Source organism: Sporosarcina sp. Y1009, from assembly GCF_057669865.1.
The window spans coordinates 223,883-239,342 of record NZ_JBYHFO010000001.1 but is presented as its reverse complement, the minus strand read 5'-3'; the positions used below and the strand labels follow the sequence as shown (position 1 = coordinate 239,342).

15 protein-coding genes and 1 pseudogene are annotated in these 15,460 nt (G+C 38.4%); 13 read left to right on the top strand and 3 right to left on the bottom strand.

Annotation, left to right across the window (positions count from 1 at the left end; all coding sequences use genetic code 11):
• Positions 1 to 78 precede the first annotated feature (78 nt).
• The 4 genes from AC25Y1_RS01210 (at position 79) to AC25Y1_RS01195 (ending at position 4,015) form a co-directional block, all read left to right on the top strand.
• A complete protein-coding gene (locus AC25Y1_RS01210) occupies positions 79 to 633 on the top strand; it encodes a LemA family protein (protein WP_488146378.1) in 555 nt (184 codons plus the stop codon).
• Positions 634 to 1,578, top strand: coding sequence for a DUF3137 domain-containing protein (locus tag AC25Y1_RS01205; protein WP_488146106.1), 945 nt, complete (start codon positions 634 to 636; stop codon positions 1,576 to 1,578). It begins immediately after the preceding gene.
• Positions 1,579 to 1,948: 370 nt separating this feature from the next.
• On the top strand, positions 1,949 to 3,679 hold the full coding sequence (locus AC25Y1_RS01200; protein WP_488146105.1) for a sulfate adenylyltransferase: 1,731 nt from the start codon (positions 1,949 to 1,951) through the stop codon (positions 3,677 to 3,679).
• Positions 3,680 to 3,787: 108 nt separating this feature from the next.
• Positions 3,788 to 4,015: a hypothetical protein gene (locus AC25Y1_RS01195; protein WP_488146104.1), complete on the top strand. Its 228-nt coding sequence runs from the start codon at positions 3,788 to 3,790 to the stop codon at positions 4,013 to 4,015.
• 25 nt (positions 4,016 to 4,040) lie between these two features.
• Here the strand turns inward: AC25Y1_RS01195 and AC25Y1_RS01190 are convergent, their stop codons facing one another.
• Entirely contained in the window at positions 4,041 to 4,958 is a 918-nt protein-coding gene (locus AC25Y1_RS01190; RefSeq protein WP_488146103.1) for an aldo/keto reductase, read from the bottom strand.
• Between the two features lie 155 nt (positions 4,959 to 5,113).
• On the opposite strand from AC25Y1_RS01190, the gene AC25Y1_RS01185 reads away from it, so the two are divergent.
• The gene (locus AC25Y1_RS01185) at positions 5,114 to 6,787 is read left to right on the top strand and encodes a ribonuclease J (RefSeq protein WP_488146102.1); all 1,674 of its coding nucleotides are present in this window, start codon (positions 5,114 to 5,116) and stop codon (positions 6,785 to 6,787) included.
• 97 nt (positions 6,788 to 6,884) lie between these two features.
• On the opposite strand, the gene AC25Y1_RS01180 is transcribed toward AC25Y1_RS01185, so the two are convergent.
• Positions 6,885 to 7,634: a 3D domain-containing protein gene (locus AC25Y1_RS01180; RefSeq protein WP_488146377.1), complete on the bottom strand. Its 750-nt coding sequence runs from the start codon at positions 7,632 to 7,634 to the stop codon at positions 6,885 to 6,887.
• Between the two features lie 511 nt (positions 7,635 to 8,145).
• Positions 8,146 to 8,700 (bottom strand): SLOG family protein, encoded by a 555-nt coding sequence (locus AC25Y1_RS01175; RefSeq protein WP_488146101.1) that lies wholly within the window; start codon positions 8,698 to 8,700, stop codon positions 8,146 to 8,148.
• A gap of 134 nt (positions 8,701 to 8,834) precedes the next feature.
• On the opposite strand from AC25Y1_RS01175, the gene AC25Y1_RS01170 reads away from it, so the two are divergent.
• The 8 genes and pseudogenes from AC25Y1_RS01170 to AC25Y1_RS01135 all read left to right on the top strand — a co-directional run.
• Positions 8,835 to 9,080, top strand: coding sequence for a hypothetical protein (locus AC25Y1_RS01170; RefSeq protein WP_488146100.1), 246 nt, complete (start codon positions 8,835 to 8,837; stop codon positions 9,078 to 9,080).
• 378 nt (positions 9,081 to 9,458) lie between these two features.
• The gene (locus tag AC25Y1_RS01165) at positions 9,459 to 10,079 is read left to right on the top strand and encodes a hypothetical protein (RefSeq protein ID WP_488146099.1); all 621 of its coding nucleotides are present in this window, start codon (positions 9,459 to 9,461) and stop codon (positions 10,077 to 10,079) included.
• A gap of 122 nt (positions 10,080 to 10,201) precedes the next feature.
• Positions 10,202 to 10,831: a TetR/AcrR family transcriptional regulator gene (locus AC25Y1_RS01160; protein WP_488146098.1), complete on the top strand. Its 630-nt coding sequence runs from the start codon at positions 10,202 to 10,204 to the stop codon at positions 10,829 to 10,831.
• Between the two features lie 21 nt (positions 10,832 to 10,852).
• The gene (locus tag AC25Y1_RS01155; protein WP_488146097.1) at positions 10,853 to 11,770 is read left to right on the top strand and encodes an ABC transporter ATP-binding protein; all 918 of its coding nucleotides are present in this window, start codon (positions 10,853 to 10,855) and stop codon (positions 11,768 to 11,770) included.
• Positions 11,770 to 13,374 (top strand): ABC transporter permease, encoded by a 1,605-nt coding sequence (locus AC25Y1_RS01150; RefSeq protein WP_488146096.1) that lies wholly within the window; start codon positions 11,770 to 11,772, stop codon positions 13,372 to 13,374. The genes AC25Y1_RS01155 and AC25Y1_RS01150 overlap by 1 nt, the downstream gene beginning before the upstream one ends.
• Before the next feature lie 169 nt (positions 13,375 to 13,543).
• The gene (metA, locus tag AC25Y1_RS01145; RefSeq protein WP_488146095.1) at positions 13,544 to 14,452 is read left to right on the top strand and encodes a homoserine O-acetyltransferase MetA; all 909 of its coding nucleotides are present in this window, start codon (positions 13,544 to 13,546) and stop codon (positions 14,450 to 14,452) included.
• Between the two features lie 92 nt (positions 14,453 to 14,544).
• On the top strand, positions 14,545 to 14,979 hold the full coding sequence (locus AC25Y1_RS01140) for a DMP19 family protein (protein ID WP_488146094.1): 435 nt from the start codon (positions 14,545 to 14,547) through the stop codon (positions 14,977 to 14,979).
• 163 nt (positions 14,980 to 15,142) lie between these two features.
• Positions 15,143 to 15,304 (top strand): annotated as a pseudogene (locus tag AC25Y1_RS01135) (homoserine O-acetyltransferase/O-succinyltransferase family protein); the annotation flags it as partial.
• Positions 15,305 to 15,460 lie beyond the last annotated feature (156 nt).

The window sequence follows — 15,460 nt, the reverse complement described above, 5'->3', positions numbered from 1 at the left end:
ATTACACTTGTTATAGAGATGGGTTATTTCGAAAGGGAGAGGTTAGTGGGAATGATTCTTGGGTTGTTTCTTACCGTGATGATCATATTATTTTGCCTGGTGGGGGCTGTGATTATTTACGCTGTCGTGCAGTACAACGCATTTATTTCATTGGGCAATCGAATAGAAGAAGCAGCTCGTGCGATTGACACGTATTTATTGCAGCGATTTGATCAATTATCGAAACTTGCGGACACTGTGGTGTCTTACACAGATTATGAACAAGAAACGCAGGTAAAGTTGGCTAAAATTCGTACGAATTACACCCAGATGTCGGCCAATGAAAAACTAGCCGCATCCAGCCAGATTGAAAATCTTGAAAAAAGTCTAAGATTACAAGTTGAAAATTATCCCGAATTGAAAGCCGACACAGTCTATCGCAGTTTAACAGTGGCGATTACCGATGTAGAAGAAAAATTATCCGCCAGTCGTCGATCCTATAATGCAAACGTTTACCAATTAAACACAAAGCTAAAACAGTTTCCAACACGAATGATTGGTTCCTATATGAAACTTCAAGAAGTGGATATGTTAGAAGTTTCAGAGGCGCAAAAAGTAGATATTAATATAAGAGAAAGGTTAGGGGGCGTATAAATGTTTCCATCATTTGAATCGATCTTACCGATATTGGAACCTTCATTCTCTGAGGTTAATGAACAAAGAAAAAAGACTAAAAATAAACAACTGATTTCTATATTAGTTGTAGCTATAATCATTATAGGAATTTATGTATTATCAAAAAATATATTCGTAGTCGCTATTTTTTCGTTTTTATCACTATTTCTGATGAGATTTATTTTCAATCATATGAAATATAAATTCAAAAAATTGTACGATGATTTACTTATTACAAAACTAATTGATGCACTCTTTCAAAATTATCATTCACCGGAAGATGATGGCGAGTTTACTTATTATGCCTATCGTCCTAATGAACATATTACCAAGCATGAAATCTATCAGAGTAATTATTTTGCACACGATTATATATTAAGTGGTGAAGATTATATCGAAGGACAATTGGGCAATACGTCATTCAAGTTTTCAGAAATCTGTCTAATGGATTCGGGGACAAGGGAAGATGATGAGCTCACAATTGTGTTTGAAGGTGTTGTATTTATTGCGGATTTTAACAAGTCTTTTGAGGGGAGCACGTACATTTACAGACGAAGTCGTTTTGGAAACACACATGCACAGGCTAAAAGCATCGGTGCTTTCAAAATTGAACTTACTGATCCCGTCTTCAATAAGGAATTTCTTGTCATGACAACGGATGATATAGAAGCCCGCTATATTCTTTCCACAAACTTTGTACGTAAGCTGATGGACTATAGTGATACTACTGATGGGACAGTAGAATTTGCGTTTGTGAATGATAAGATGTTTATTTTTAGAAGAACGAAAAAAGATCAATTCAGTGGTGAGCTAAACAATCATCATGACGAGGCAAGGCTTAGAGAAATTTACGATGACTTTATAGCGTATTTTTCGATTGTTGATGAGTTAACGCTGAATCGACGGATTTGGCGTATAATATGAATGGAAGCCCTCTACGAATGGGGGCTTTTTCATGTATAATCCAGTCATTTGTTAGAGGAACAAAAAAAATGAACGTTAAATCATGTATTCGTCCAAATATATTTCGGTCATAGGACATATTTATCAAGGCATAGTTACATACAATAAAATGAATAATTAAACTAGAAAGAGAGATTTCTCTTTTTCTATATACAAATATATGGTAAGATTCAGAATAAGCTTATAAGTTTCCATGCATCGTTTGCTAATTAATAGGGGAATGAATGATTCGATGTCAGTTGGAAAAATTTATGGCTAGTCTTTAAATGTATAAATTGCCGATGGTAAAGTTCTAGATTTGAGGCAATATGAATGGGGAGGAATGGAGAGAATGAGTGAAAACACGACAGCAACAATAAAAAATAGGTTTGCGGACTACCCTCAACAACCACATGGTGGGGAATTGATTGATAAGGTTTTGACGGGTAGTGAGTTAGAAGAAGCGGCCATCCGGGCAAAAGTCTTGCCAACAATTATGGTTGATCTAGAAGCTGTCATTACAATCGAAATGATTGCGACAGGTGTTTTATCGCCAAACGAAGGTTTTATGAATGAAGTAGATTATAAATCTGTACTTACAGAAGGTAGATTGGCAAATGGCTTGATATGGCCGGTACCTTTAAGCTTTGCCCCGACCGGAAATCGAAACAAAGAAGTTGTGAAAACGCTTTCTGTTGGTAATGAAATAGCACTTACTGATGAAAACAACGAGCCAGTTGCAATCATGACGCTAGAAGATATTTTTGATTATGATAAAGAATACCGTGCATCTAATCTTTTTGGGACGACAGACCGTAATCACCCTGGCGTTGACGCGATTTATAGACGTATGGGCGATACAGCATTAGGTGGACCGATTAAGTTATTACGTCGTGTGGACTGGGGCCCATTCGAAAAACTTCGGTTGGAACCGAAAGACACATGGCATGAGTTTTACGAAGAAAAGAAATTTCGTTCGGCTGCTGGTTTTATTACAGGCGCGAATCCGTTACATAGGGGCCATGAATATATTCACAAAAATGCGCTTGAGGAAATCGATGGACTATTGCTACAGCCGTTGGTTGAGATGGCGAAACGTGAGTATACGCGTCATGAGTTCCGGATGTTGTCGTATCGTAGTGTGTTAGATACGTATTATCCAAAAGGACGCTCGATTCTGGCGCCACTTCGAGTTACTTATATTTTTGCAGGACCACGTGAGACCGTTTTACATGCATTGATCATGAAAAACTATGGTTGCACACATGCCTTAATTGGTCGGGACCATGCCGGAATCGGTGAATATTATGATAAGTATGCGAGTCATAGTATTTTTGACGAATTTGATCCTGCGGAGTTGGGTATAGATGTTCGACTCTTCCATGAAGTTTTCTATTGTACACGATGCGATAGTCCTGCAACAGGCCAGTCATGCCCGCATGATGAACAATACCGTATTAATATTTCTGGTACAGGAATTCGGGAAATGCTGCGTCATGGAATTATGCCGCCGAAAGAAATTGTTCGTCCTGAATCAGCTCGTATCGCAATTCAAGGTGTTCAGCCAAAAGGACTCGACGAGAATGAAGTGGCTATTTCACCAGTCGGAAAAACGATCAAAAGTATGTTCCCATTCTATTTAGACCGAACAAGACTTGGTGGACGAAAGCGTCTGACTCCATTAACTGTGGAGGAATTGACAAACCTTGATTTAGAAGAAGTTAACCTAGATGTGCGTTCCAATGCAGATCGCATTTACCGTGAGGTTTTTGATGAGTTTAGTCAGTTAGGCGATACAAACCGGAATCTTCAGCCGGAGTGGGTGGCAGATGCTCGGGATGCTGTCAGGTCTCAACAGCAAATGGTTATTCAAGACTTGGAAGAAAAAATTGAGCAAGCACCAGCTGTTGCTTCCGATGAATTCATGTACCAGGATAAAGAAGAATCTGAACGCGAACTTGAAGTGGCGAAAAAGATCCTTGCCGACATGCCAAAAGTTCTTCGCTCGGAAGATGTCGAATACCGAAGTTGGAATCTCTTGCCTTATAAACGCTACCGGGGCAGTGACGAACCTAACGAATAACAAATTCTAACACATCCACCAAACCTTTTTTAGGTTGGTGGATGTTTGCGTTTTTGGCTATACTACATCGGAATCGAACTAAACTTATTTTGGGGGCGTTACAATTAGATGCAAGAGTTTAAAGTGACTTATTTTTTTGATGCAGTCCATTATATAAGAAGGTTTATCCATACGGAGTCTCTAGAAAAAGCAGAAAAACTTATTCAAAGTGAACGGGATCAGTACATCACATTCATCGACAGTAGAGGCATCTATCATGAGTTGAATACAAGAGATGTGCGTGTGACACAAATTTCCACATATCATCGCACAAATAAAAAGAACTCAACCGGTTAACAACCTGGGCGAGTTCTTGCACAAATTATGGTAATTCATTTCCAGCAGCTTTGTAAATTTCATACCATTCTTCTCGCGTTAAAACAATTTCAGACGCTTTTGCGATGCTTGCTAGTCGTTCAGGATTCATTGTCCCGACAACCGGTTGGATTTTTGCGGGATGACGTAAAATCCAAGAGATGGCGATTGCAGATTTAGTCACGTTATATTTCTCGCTGACTTCTTGAAGTTTTGCATTCAACTCAGGGAATTGTTCATCGTCTATGAAAACGCCTTTAAAATAACCATGTTGGAAAGGTGACCAAGCTTGAATGGTCATATCGTTTAAGCGACTATAATCCAGTATACTACCGTCTCGATCTACCGCGTTTTCAAATTTTGTATTCATCTGGAGGCCAGCATCAATCATATTTGTATGCATGATACTGAACTGAAGTTGGTTGACTATTAAATCCTGTTCAACATATTTTTTCAGTAGTTCAATTTGCAACGGGGTATGATTACTGACGCCAAAATGACGTACTTTTCCGCTTTTCTCTAATTCCGAAAATGCTTCTGCAACTTCTTCGGGTTCAACAAGAGCATCTGGACGGTGAAGAAGGAAGACATCGATATAATCAGTTTTCAGTCGTTTAAGGCTCTCGTCGACACTTGTTAAAATATGATCTTTGGAAAAGTCGAAAAATCCTTTACGAATTCCTGCTTTTGTTTGGATGAACATTTTTTCTCGGATGGTCGGATTCATGTCAATGGATTCTGCAAAAATTTCTTCCGATTGACCACCAGCATAAATATCAGCATGGTCAAAAAAGTCGACGCCCACATCCAATGCATTATGTACCACATTAGCCGCTTCGTTCTTTGATAATTTCCCCATGCGCATACAGCCAAGAGAAATCGTTGAGACATTTAACTCGCTGGTACCCAATCTAATTTTCTTCAATAAAAACCCTTCTTTCTACTTGAGATTAATACTAAAAGTATACCACTATTAGAATGAGGTTTTTGTGCTTAATCGTTTAATTGAAACAGTTTCTCATAATAAAATCTTACCTGGGCATACTTTAAGTATTCATTTAGGCTAGGAGGATCTTAAATTTGAAGACACTTGAAAACACGATGTCCATTTTCGCATTAGGGGGCATTAATGAAATCGGTAAAAATATGTATGTTTTGCAATATGAAGACGATATTATTGTGGTCGATTGTGGCTCTAAGTTTCCAGATGAAACATTAATGGGCATTGATTTGATTATCCAGGATATTTCATATTTAAAAGAAAACAAAGATAAAATACGGGCGTTAATTGTCACGCATGGACATGAAGATCATATAGGCGGGATACCGTACCTATTAAAACAAATCAATATGCCTATTTATGCATCTCGTTTGACGTTGGGTTTAATTGAACTTAGATTAAAAGAACATGGCCTATTACGAAAAACGGAGTTGCAAATGATCAATGGTGATTCGATTCTAGATTTTGGAAAGGTTCAAGTGGAATTTTTCAAAACGCATCACAGTATCCCAGATTGTTTCGGTATCGTGCTTCAAACACCTCAAGGGACAATTGTACATACGGGTGATTTCAAGTTTGATTTTACGCCTGTAAATAATGATTTTGCAGACATTCATAAGATGGCTGAAATCGGGGGTAAAGGCGTTTTACTGCTGTTGTCTGAAAGTACGAATGCCGAGCGTCCCGGGTTTAATCCTTCCGAGCGTCAGATTGGCGAACATATCGAAGATGCATTTCGAAAAGCGCGTCGGAAAGTTTTCATTTCGACGTTTGCCTCCAACGTGAACCGCGTGCAGCAAGTCTTCGATGCGGCGGAAAAGACGAACCGTAAGTTAGCGCTGCTCGGCCGCAGTATGGTTAATGTGGTGTCGGTAGCTTCAGAATTAGGTTATTTAACAATCCCTGAAGGAATGCTAATTGAAAAACATGAGATCAGTCGAATGGATCCTGAACGAGTCGCAATTCTTTGTACGGGGAGTCAAGGTGAACCTATGGCGGCATTGTCACGGTTATCGAGTGCGAATTTTCGCCAAGTCGAGGTATTGCATGATGACACCGTTATTTTTGCTTCCTCGCCAATTCCAGGAAATGAAAAAAGCGTTTCGCGTATCATTGATAATTTGTATCTTCTCGGTGCAAATGTAATTTACGGAGCGGGAAGTGCAACGGGCATGCATGTATCAGGACACGCCAGTCAGGAAGAACTAAAATTGATGTTAACGTTAATGAAACCTAAATATTTCATTCCGATTCACGGGGAGTACAGAATGCTTCACCATCATAAACGTCTAGCCGAATCCGTTGGTGTGGAGGGCGAGAATATTTTCGTGATTAATAACGGCGATGTTATTGATATTAAAGATAAAGTAGCCAGTCATACAAGAAGTATTCAAGCGGGGCATATTTTTGTCGATGGCCTGGGCATTGGGGATGTTGGAAATATCGTATTGCGCGACCGAAAACTTTTATCTGAAGAGGGAATGCTCGTTATCGTTATAAAGGTAAGTAAATCAGATGGGGGTCTTATCGCTGATCCAGATACAATTTCCCGTGGTTTTGTTTACAGTCGAGATGCTGAAGAACTGATGAGCGAGGTTAATGAAGTAGTCATTAAAACCGTTACTAACCTAGATAGTGCGAATGGCAACCGACAAAATATTATCAGACAAAGTATCAAAAAAGATGTCGACACATTTCTATATGCCAAAACGAAGAGAAGGCCAATGATTTTGCCGATTATTATTGAGATATGAGGTAAGAGATTGAGGTATTCGCCATCTGCTTTCCGAGCGAAAATCATAAAAAAGCAACTATCTCTAAAGTGGATAGTTGCTTTATATAGTTCATAGTTCAATCTAAAATCTTGATCTTAACTGTTCGTCGTCCCCAGTTGAGTGCGTCTGCTCGGTGTTGTAGGAAAACGTCGATAATGTTTCCTTTGATCGCGCCGCCAATATCGCCTGCGATGGCTTCGCCGTAACCTTCAACCCATACACGGGAGCCGAGTGGAATGACTTTTGGATCGACTGCGATGACTTTTTGGTTTGGGTTGGATCTTAAATCGATTCCGGTGTAGGTAATACCTGAGCATCCTTCACAGTAAGCAGTATAAGCTGTCGCTGTCATGGTCATTTCTTTTCCTGTAGATGTACTAGGTGCAGGCGCCTTTGCTACTGTCGTTTTTGGCGCTTCGGTTTTTTTAGCTACCGGCGCTTGTGACGATTTCATGCTGGTCGGATGCAATTCCACATTCGCCACCGTGATTGCATTTTTCAAGCCACTGACTTGCAATTGGTCATCTGGGTGGATTAAATAACTGGTTATCTGATTCCAAGCCATTAAATCATTCAATGAGATGTTATGGTCTTTAGCAATCTTCGAGAGTGTATCTCCTTTTTTAACAATATACTTTTTCACATCATCCTTAATCTTTAACTCTTGATCTGGATGGATGAGACTGCTTGATAACCCATTCCACTTGTTAATGTCTTCTACACTCACATTATATTCCTGCGCAATCGCCCATAAGGTATCTCCAGGTTTTACAAGATGAGTTGTAGTAGCTGGTGATTCAGTCACCAATTCAGTTGGAAAATCCATTTCAGGCCCCGCAAAAGGTGGTGCTACTGCGGCCACTTCGCTGACAGTACTGAGTGCCAATGTAAAAGTTAGCGCAAACACAATCATATATTTTTTCATACGAAACTTCCTCCTCATTATTCAAAATTGTGTCATGCTTACTAGTTAATAGTTCACATGTATCACATTTTCATTTCCCAAAAACCTCTTGGCGATGTAAGAGGGGCTTACTTCTCTACGAATAGTAGTAACCATGGCTACTAGAATCTATACATTTTAGTGTTTGAGGCTAGTAAATGTAATAATTGTAATAATAGTTAAAACATGAAATACCGTGCTGGTTGTCGAGGAATCATTAACTCTGAGAAGTTTTTTAATGAGGGATGCATATAGTAGAAGAGCTTAAGTAGATACTAACCAATTTTAAGAGGACTCCATTCAGGAAATTGCCAACCAACACTTTTGGAAATGTGATATTAATTGAAAAACAAAAACTGCTATCCAGAAATTTTCGGATAGCAGTTTTTGTTTTTCAATACCAATTTTCCATCTGTTCGGCTTCAGCAATTGCATTTAAATCGTCTGGTGTAATGGTCAATACTCGGTAGCCGGAAGATTCAGCGAAGCGATCAGCAGCTTCTTTTATAAACTTCGGAGATCCTTCGTTTTCTGAATCATACAGAATGAGTATGCCGTCGGAATTTCGTAGAAGGAACTTGTTTTTCTCGACGAATTGCCAAGGGGCCTCATAGGGAACTGAAGTCAGACTGACATGATAATCGGCATTAGCAATAATATCGCTGTATTTCATCTTATTTGTATCGTTCCAATTTTTCTCTTGTTCAAGAAAAGGCGTGATAACAGCATATTTAAGTTCTGGATAGATTTCTTTTAACTCGATAACAACATCTACTGCCCAGGCTTCAACACCGAGTTGTCCGCTGACAATCACCCATTCAAGTCCCTCGTCTAATAATTCAAGAAATCGGCTTCTAATCGCCTTTTTTATGTAATTAATGCCGGGATGCTTGTCATCAAATATACCAAGTTCATGTTGTTTATAGCCTGTAACGACTAACCGTTTCATAGGACGATTCACCTTCCTTACTCATTAATAGTATCGTTTGAAATAGGATTTTGCCATTAAAATCGTTGAAAAAATGACGCCGTTACCGAAAGGACAAGTCGTGCATAAAATACAGAGAGAAAAGAGGTGATGATATGTTTGAAATCTATGATGTTGTGTTAATCCCATTAATCATGGGATTGGTCGAATTGTTTAAGCGGGCAGGCGTTAGTAAAAAAATCTTACCGTTTATTGCGCTTGTGATTGGTATCGCAATAGGGGTTGTCTATGTAACGGATTTTGACTATAAGCAAGGGATACTAGTTGGTGCAATGCTAGGACTCTCAGCTAGTGGCTTATATTCAAGCACAAAAAATACAATAGAAAAACAAGAAGAATAATTTTTTGCACCCCTGCAAAAAAACACTATCCTTAAGTGGATAGTGTTTGCTTTTATATTATTATGTAAGTAAGCCGCCTCTGCCGTATTTATTAGAAAGTTTTAAACCACCACTCCTCAAAGTGGGTGTTCGCAGAAATTTTCCTGTCTGTCCTCGTTAATAATGAACGTGGCATGCCATTTCAATTTCGATGTAAAACTCCCTGTTACAGTATAAAGGTTAAAACTTAATAGTCATACGAACAATGCAGCTTGTTTACTTAGTATACACGACATGTTATCAGCAATCAATGGTTAATGTTTCCTACTTAAAAATCGTTTATCCTTTTTCATATTCCTGCATAAGATAAGAATACATGCAGGTAGGAGGTTGAAAGTAATGGGGTTATTCATTAATCGTGAAAATCATCCAGCTATTTATAAAAATCAAGCTCAACTGACGGAACCAAACCAAACAATATATAAACAAGATTATTTGGCTGAGTTAATCACAAAACAAGATCAGGCGAATGCAGAGTTAAAAAATACAATACAATCATTAGAAAAGACACTTCAAAAACAAAACCAATTGCAATCTAACCAGGTGAAACGAATTAGAAATGATGTAAGGGATTTAGCTGAAGGACAAATTGAGCATATCGATTTTGGTCGTGATTTAACAACAAGAGTAGAAGTGCAGGGTAAAAAGAATCTAGAATTGGCTTCAAAGGTCGAACAACAAATTGAATTTCAGCAAGATATAGTCAAACAACTGTCAAACCAAGAAAGTTTTCAAGAAGATTTTGTGAATCGGTTGGAAAATCAAGAAGCATTAATGGAGAAGTTATCGAGGAAAGTTGATAATTTTCGTTCCATTCTTTATGAACGTACACATTTTCTTGCCGATAAGATAGAAGAGGGCTACAACTCCACCTCATCTTATATTCAGGATTTAGTATTAAACTCTACAATACCGCCAATTAAATATAAGTTGAAGAAAAAAGAAGAAAAGGTGGACTAAGAAGAATGTCAGTCATCTGGCGTTCTTTTTTGTATATTTATAATCATCTAAAAGGTCATTGACCGCGTTGGTCGATAAATGGTATTATTTAATCGACCAGATTGGTCTACGGAGGTATGAAAGTGACAATTAAATTTGATAAAGTGGAAATTGAAAAACAGAAGAACATTTTAAATGCAGCGCTTAAAGAGTTTGCTGATAAAGGTTACGCACAAGCTTCTACAAACAAAATTGTAGAAGATGCGGGGATTGGGAAAGGCATGTTGTTCTATTATTTTACGAGTAAAAAAAATCTATATACCTATTTAGTCGATTATTGCATCGATATCTTAGAAAAAGAATATCTTGAACGTATCGATTATGCTAATCCGGATCTATTTGAAAGGTTACTAACCGTTTCAAAAGTGAAGTGGGATTTTTTCATGGTTCATCCAGAAGTGATTAATTTTATCTCAACACTTTTTGTGAAAAATCCAGACCAACTTGATGATAAGTTGAAAAATAGATTTCAAACTTTACAAGAAAAATGGGGTGATGTGCTTTATGAAAATATTGAATTTGCCCGATTTAGGAAGGATATTGATCCTAAAAAAGCATTCGAATTAGTTCAGTGGTCCCTTCATGGTTTTGAGGAGAGCTTGAAATTCCGATTACGCGATCAAGTGATTTCGGAAATTGATTATGAAATATACTTTGAAGAATATTACGAATACGTAGCTGTACTAAAAACCGTTTTTTATCATAATGCTTAGGTGAATGGGGAGGATGAGATAATGTCGATTTTGGAAATTACCAATCTTACAAAGAAGTTTGGAAGTTTTACTGCGTTGGACGATGTTAATCTGAAAGTCGAAAAAGGCGAAATTTACGGCTTCATTGGTCCAAATGGTGCTGGTAAGTCGACGACAATTCGTGTTTTACTCGGAATTTTAAAAGCGACAAAAGGAAGTGCTAAAATATTTGGGAAAGATGTGTGGACACATGCAGTCGAGATTCATAAACGTATTGCATACGTGCCTGGGGATGTAAACCTTTGGCCAAATTTAACAGGCGGAGAAGTTATCGATCTATTTATGAAGTTGCGAGGGAAATCGAATCAAAGTAAACGAGATGAGCTAATCGAGCGATTTGATCTAGATCCTACGAAAAAATGCCGGACGTATTCGAAAGGAAACCGTCAAAAGGTTGCGTTAATCGCAGCATTAGCTTCGGATGCGGATTTATATATTTTGGATGAACCAACTTCTGGGCTTGACCCATTAATGGAACGTGTATTCCAGGAATGTATCTTGGAGGCGAAAAATGAAGGGAGAAGTGTATTGTTATCCAGTCATATTTTGTCTGAGGTTGAAAGACTTTGCGATAAAGTTGCCATTATTCGCGAAGGAAAAATTATAGAAACTGGCACATTAACAGATTTACGCCATTTAACAAGAACCAATTTGAACGTAGAAACGAAATTGCCAATGACCGACATTCATAATATGAAAGGTGTCCATGATATCGAAGTCAAGGAGCAATCATATGTCCTTCATGTTGACGGTGAAGAATTGGATGAAGTGATGAAAGTTCTCAGCCAATATGGAATCATTTCTATAGAAAGTGCACCACCGACATTAGAAGATTTATTCATGAGGCATTATGAAGGCCTTTCTACAACTTCAGATTCAGGAGTTGGAGGTGTAATCTAATGGCAAATCAGCGCTATACAAATACTTGGATGCTTTCAAAATTCATTTTACGAAGAGACCGGCTCCGTATTTCAATTTGGTTATTTATGTTAGCGGCTTTTACTTTTCTAGTTGCTCAAACTTTTTCGGAATTGTATGCAAATGAAGAGGAGCGGCAAATCATTGCCCAAACGATGTTGAATCCAGCGATGACCGCAATGGTTGGTCCAGCTTATGGCATTGATAACTATACAATCGGTGCTTTATTCGCCCATGAAATGTTGCTTTTTACAGCGATTGCTTTTGGATTGATGAGTATTTTATTGGTAGCGAGACATACCCGGGCAGATGAAGAAGAGGGCAGGGTTGAGTTAATCCGATCTTTGCCGACAGGGCGGTTATCAAACTTGGCGGCGACTGTTGGCGTGGTGAGTGGTTTGAATATCCTGTTTGCAATTCTCATTGGTTTTGGCTTGTATGGGATGGGCATTGAAAGTATGAATTTAAAAGGCTCGTTATTATACGGGGCAGCTGTAGGTGCTACGGGGATATTTTTCACTGCGGTAACCGCAATTTTTGCACAGCTATCTGAGAATGCACGAGGAACGATTGGACTCGCTTTTACTGTGTTGGGTGTTTCTTACCTGATTCGTGCGGTTGGTGATGTTGGAAGTGGGACGATTTCTTGGTTTTCGCCGTTAGGTTGGGTGTTGAGTGCGGAAGTCTATGTGAATAACTATTGGTGGCCAATTGCGTTAACGATTGGAATCGCATTGCTATTAATGATTCTTGCGTTCTACTTAAGTGCAATCCGAGATTTAGGGTCCGGATTTTTACCAGCAAAACCGGGAAGAAGGCATGCATCTATATTTTTACAAAGCCCACTCGGTTTATTCATCAGGTTGCAGCGTACAAGTTTAATCGCATGGGGGATTGGGATGTTTGTCCTCGGTGCGTCTTATGGTTCTATATTCGGTGAACTGGAATCCTTTTTTATGGATAATGAAATGTTGAAGGATTTGTTATCACCGGTTGACGGTTTTTCCTTGACGGATCAATTTATAACGATGATTATGTCGATTATGGCAATGATTAGTACAATACCTGCCTTGATGGTGATGAATAAACTGGTTGGGGAAGAGAAAAAGAATCGAACAGAACATTTACTCAGCCGTGTAGTGTCTCGAACACGTTTAATGGGAAGTGCGTTTGCCTTGTCGATTATGACCAGTTTTTTGATGCAATCACTGGCTGCCATTGGATTATGGACTGCGGGAAATGCGGTGACTGAGGAGGGGCTTGTTTTTAGTACGCTTTATGGTGCAGCAATCGTTTATCTTCCAGCCATGTGGGTGATGACGAGTTTAGCGGCAGTGTTTATAGGCATAGCACCGAAATTTACTGGGGCGATGTGGCTCTGTTTACTGTATTCGTTCTTCGTCGTCTATTTAGGGGGGCTTCTACAGTTTCCAGAGTGGCTGGCCAAATTAACGCCATTTGGTCATATTCCCAACATACCTGTAGAAGACATGGATTATATGAAGGTATCGATTTTAGTGGTTATTGCAATTGCTGCGGCTGTGGCTGGTTTTATAGGATATAGTAAACGGGATATTCAAGGCTGAGTGTTCGGAGAATTATAGCAGTGAGTTACAAGGAAGTACCGAGTATTTGAACAATGTCTCTAGTAATAATTATTATAAGCATCTTCTTTACTGGAATAGAGCGAAAATAATGTATACTATGGAGGAATGATAAATACATATAATGAAAAGGTAAAAGGAGAGAGTTTTTTTGCCAATAAATATACCTGACGGGCTGCCAGCAAGAGAATTATTAAAACAAGAAAAGATTTTTATAATGGACGAGGATCGTGCTAGGATGCAGGATATTCGCCCACTTAATATTGCAGTGTTGAATTTAATGCCTGAGAAAGAGCGTACAGAGTTACAATTACTGCGTTTATTGGGCAATACGCCACTGCAAGTAAATGTGACCTTTTTATATGCGGCAAGCCATCACTCAAAGAATGTTAGTAAATCGCATTTAGATAATTTCTATGAAACATTTGAAGACATTAAAAACCGTCGATTTGATGGGCTAATTATTACAGGGGCACCAATTGAACACTTACAATTTGAAGATGTAAACTATTGGGATGAATTGAAAGAAATCATGGATTGGTCGAAAAACAATGTGACGTCGGTTTTACATATTTGTTGGGGTGCACAAGCCGCACTTTATCATCATTATGGGATAGATAAATATGAGTTGTCGGAGAAATGTTCAGGCGTGTTCAGCCATCGTTTGTCGGACCCTACAGTAAAACTAGTACAAGGCTTTAATGATGAATTTAATGCACCGCATTCGCGGTATACAACAGTTTCTTCCGACGAAATCAGCAAGCATCCACAGCTGACTTTATTGGCAAAGTCTGATGATGCTGGGGCTTTCATCATTTTGTCGAATGACAGCAATCACATTATGCTAACGGGGCATTTGGAATACGATGCAGATACATTAGCTGAGGAATATACGCGGGATCTGGCAAAAGGCATCGATATTAAAGTTCCAGAAAATTATTTTCCGAACGATGATCCATCGAAGCCGCCATTGAATACGTGGCGTTCGCATACGCATCTTCTCTTTTCGAACTGGTTGAATTATTATGTCTACCAGGAAACGCCTTTTGAATGGAAATAGAAATCGAAGTGTCAGATAGCGTAAAGAAACGAAAAAAGTAAAGAATTAATTAGAATAGCATTATTTTCATTTTGAGTAGATGGAGATGTAAAATGGGTAAATTAGAATATGAAGATTGGGAACAGCGTTGGAATCAACTATTTGAAAAGTATGATAAAAAGGGTTACTTAAGTTTTAATTCGGATGAACGAATATGGCTTAACGTAAGAGGGGTAATTGATGCAATAAATAATGGAGGCATAATAAGTTATTATTATAATAGCGGGGCTGATGACCTTGATGATGCATTAGAAGATTTAAAAAGAATAGATGCAATTGATATTGTTAATTTGTTGCAAGAAGTGAATGAGTTATTTCCAAATGGAAATCCACCGAAGGATATTGAAGAACGGAATGAAGTGATTGATTCTTGGGAAGATGGACAGTACGATGGCTTCTTAGAGTCATTAGACGAAAGATTTTATGACGAGCTAGAAGAAACACTTGAAATCAAGTTGGATAAGGTAGTAAAAAGATTGTTAGATTGAACTATCGGGAGATTAATGTGTTCAATGTCATTGTCTTTCGTCCCCCTCAATAATCTGGCTATTATACGATCTTGTAAACGTATCTTTGTTTCATGATAAATTGGAAAAGGGATATTCTCATTTCGAGAATATCCCTTTGTTTATAGTTGAGGAATATGAGTGAGATGTAGCGAAGGGTATCGAAATCAAGGTTCCGCAAAATTATTTTCCAAATGATGACCCATCGAAGGAACCATTGAATACGTCGCGCTCTCATACACATCTACTCTTTTCTAACTGGTTGAATTATTATGTCTACCAGGAAACGCCTTTTGAGTGGAAGTAGAAATCAAGGTGTCATAGAGTGTGGAGGAAAAGTTCTGCTTCCTTGTAACTTGTGAAGCAAAATTATAAATTTAAAAGGCGACACTCAAGAGCAGTTCAACTTTGAGTGTTGCCTTTTTATTTAGTATGAGTCTTTTAATTATTCTCTTCACGAATT

What these genes read in the sequence shown, in the direction of transcription:
- AC25Y1_RS01170 (WP_488146100.1), top strand. Translation starts at nt 8,835, where the DNA reads ATGTTTGAAATCTATGATGTTGTGTTAATCCCATTAATCATGGGATTG.
- AC25Y1_RS01205 (WP_488146106.1), top strand. Translation starts at nt 634, where the DNA reads ATGTTTCCATCATTTGAATCGATCTTACCGATATTGGAACCTTCATTC.
- AC25Y1_RS01165 (WP_488146099.1), top strand. Translation starts at nt 9,459, where the DNA reads ATGGGGTTATTCATTAATCGTGAAAATCATCCAGCTATTTATAAAAAT.
- AC25Y1_RS01150 (WP_488146096.1), top strand. Translation starts at nt 11,770, where the DNA reads ATGGCAAATCAGCGCTATACAAATACTTGGATGCTTTCAAAATTCATT.
- AC25Y1_RS01155 (WP_488146097.1), top strand. Translation starts at nt 10,853, where the DNA reads ATGTCGATTTTGGAAATTACCAATCTTACAAAGAAGTTTGGAAGTTTT.
- AC25Y1_RS01195 (WP_488146104.1), top strand. Translation starts at nt 3,788, where the DNA reads ATGCAAGAGTTTAAAGTGACTTATTTTTTTGATGCAGTCCATTATATA.
- AC25Y1_RS01140 (WP_488146094.1), top strand. Translation starts at nt 14,545, where the DNA reads ATGGGTAAATTAGAATATGAAGATTGGGAACAGCGTTGGAATCAACTA.
- AC25Y1_RS01180 (WP_488146377.1), bottom strand. Translation starts at nt 7,634, where the DNA reads ATGGATTTTCCAACTGAATTGGTGACTGAATCACCAGCTACTACAACT.
- AC25Y1_RS01175 (WP_488146101.1), bottom strand. Translation starts at nt 8,700, where the DNA reads ATGAAACGGTTAGTCGTTACAGGCTATAAACAACATGAACTTGGTATA.
- AC25Y1_RS01210 (WP_488146378.1), top strand. Translation starts at nt 79, where the DNA reads ATGATCATATTATTTTGCCTGGTGGGGGCTGTGATTATTTACGCTGTC.
- AC25Y1_RS01200 (WP_488146105.1), top strand. Translation starts at nt 1,949, where the DNA reads ATGAGTGAAAACACGACAGCAACAATAAAAAATAGGTTTGCGGACTAC.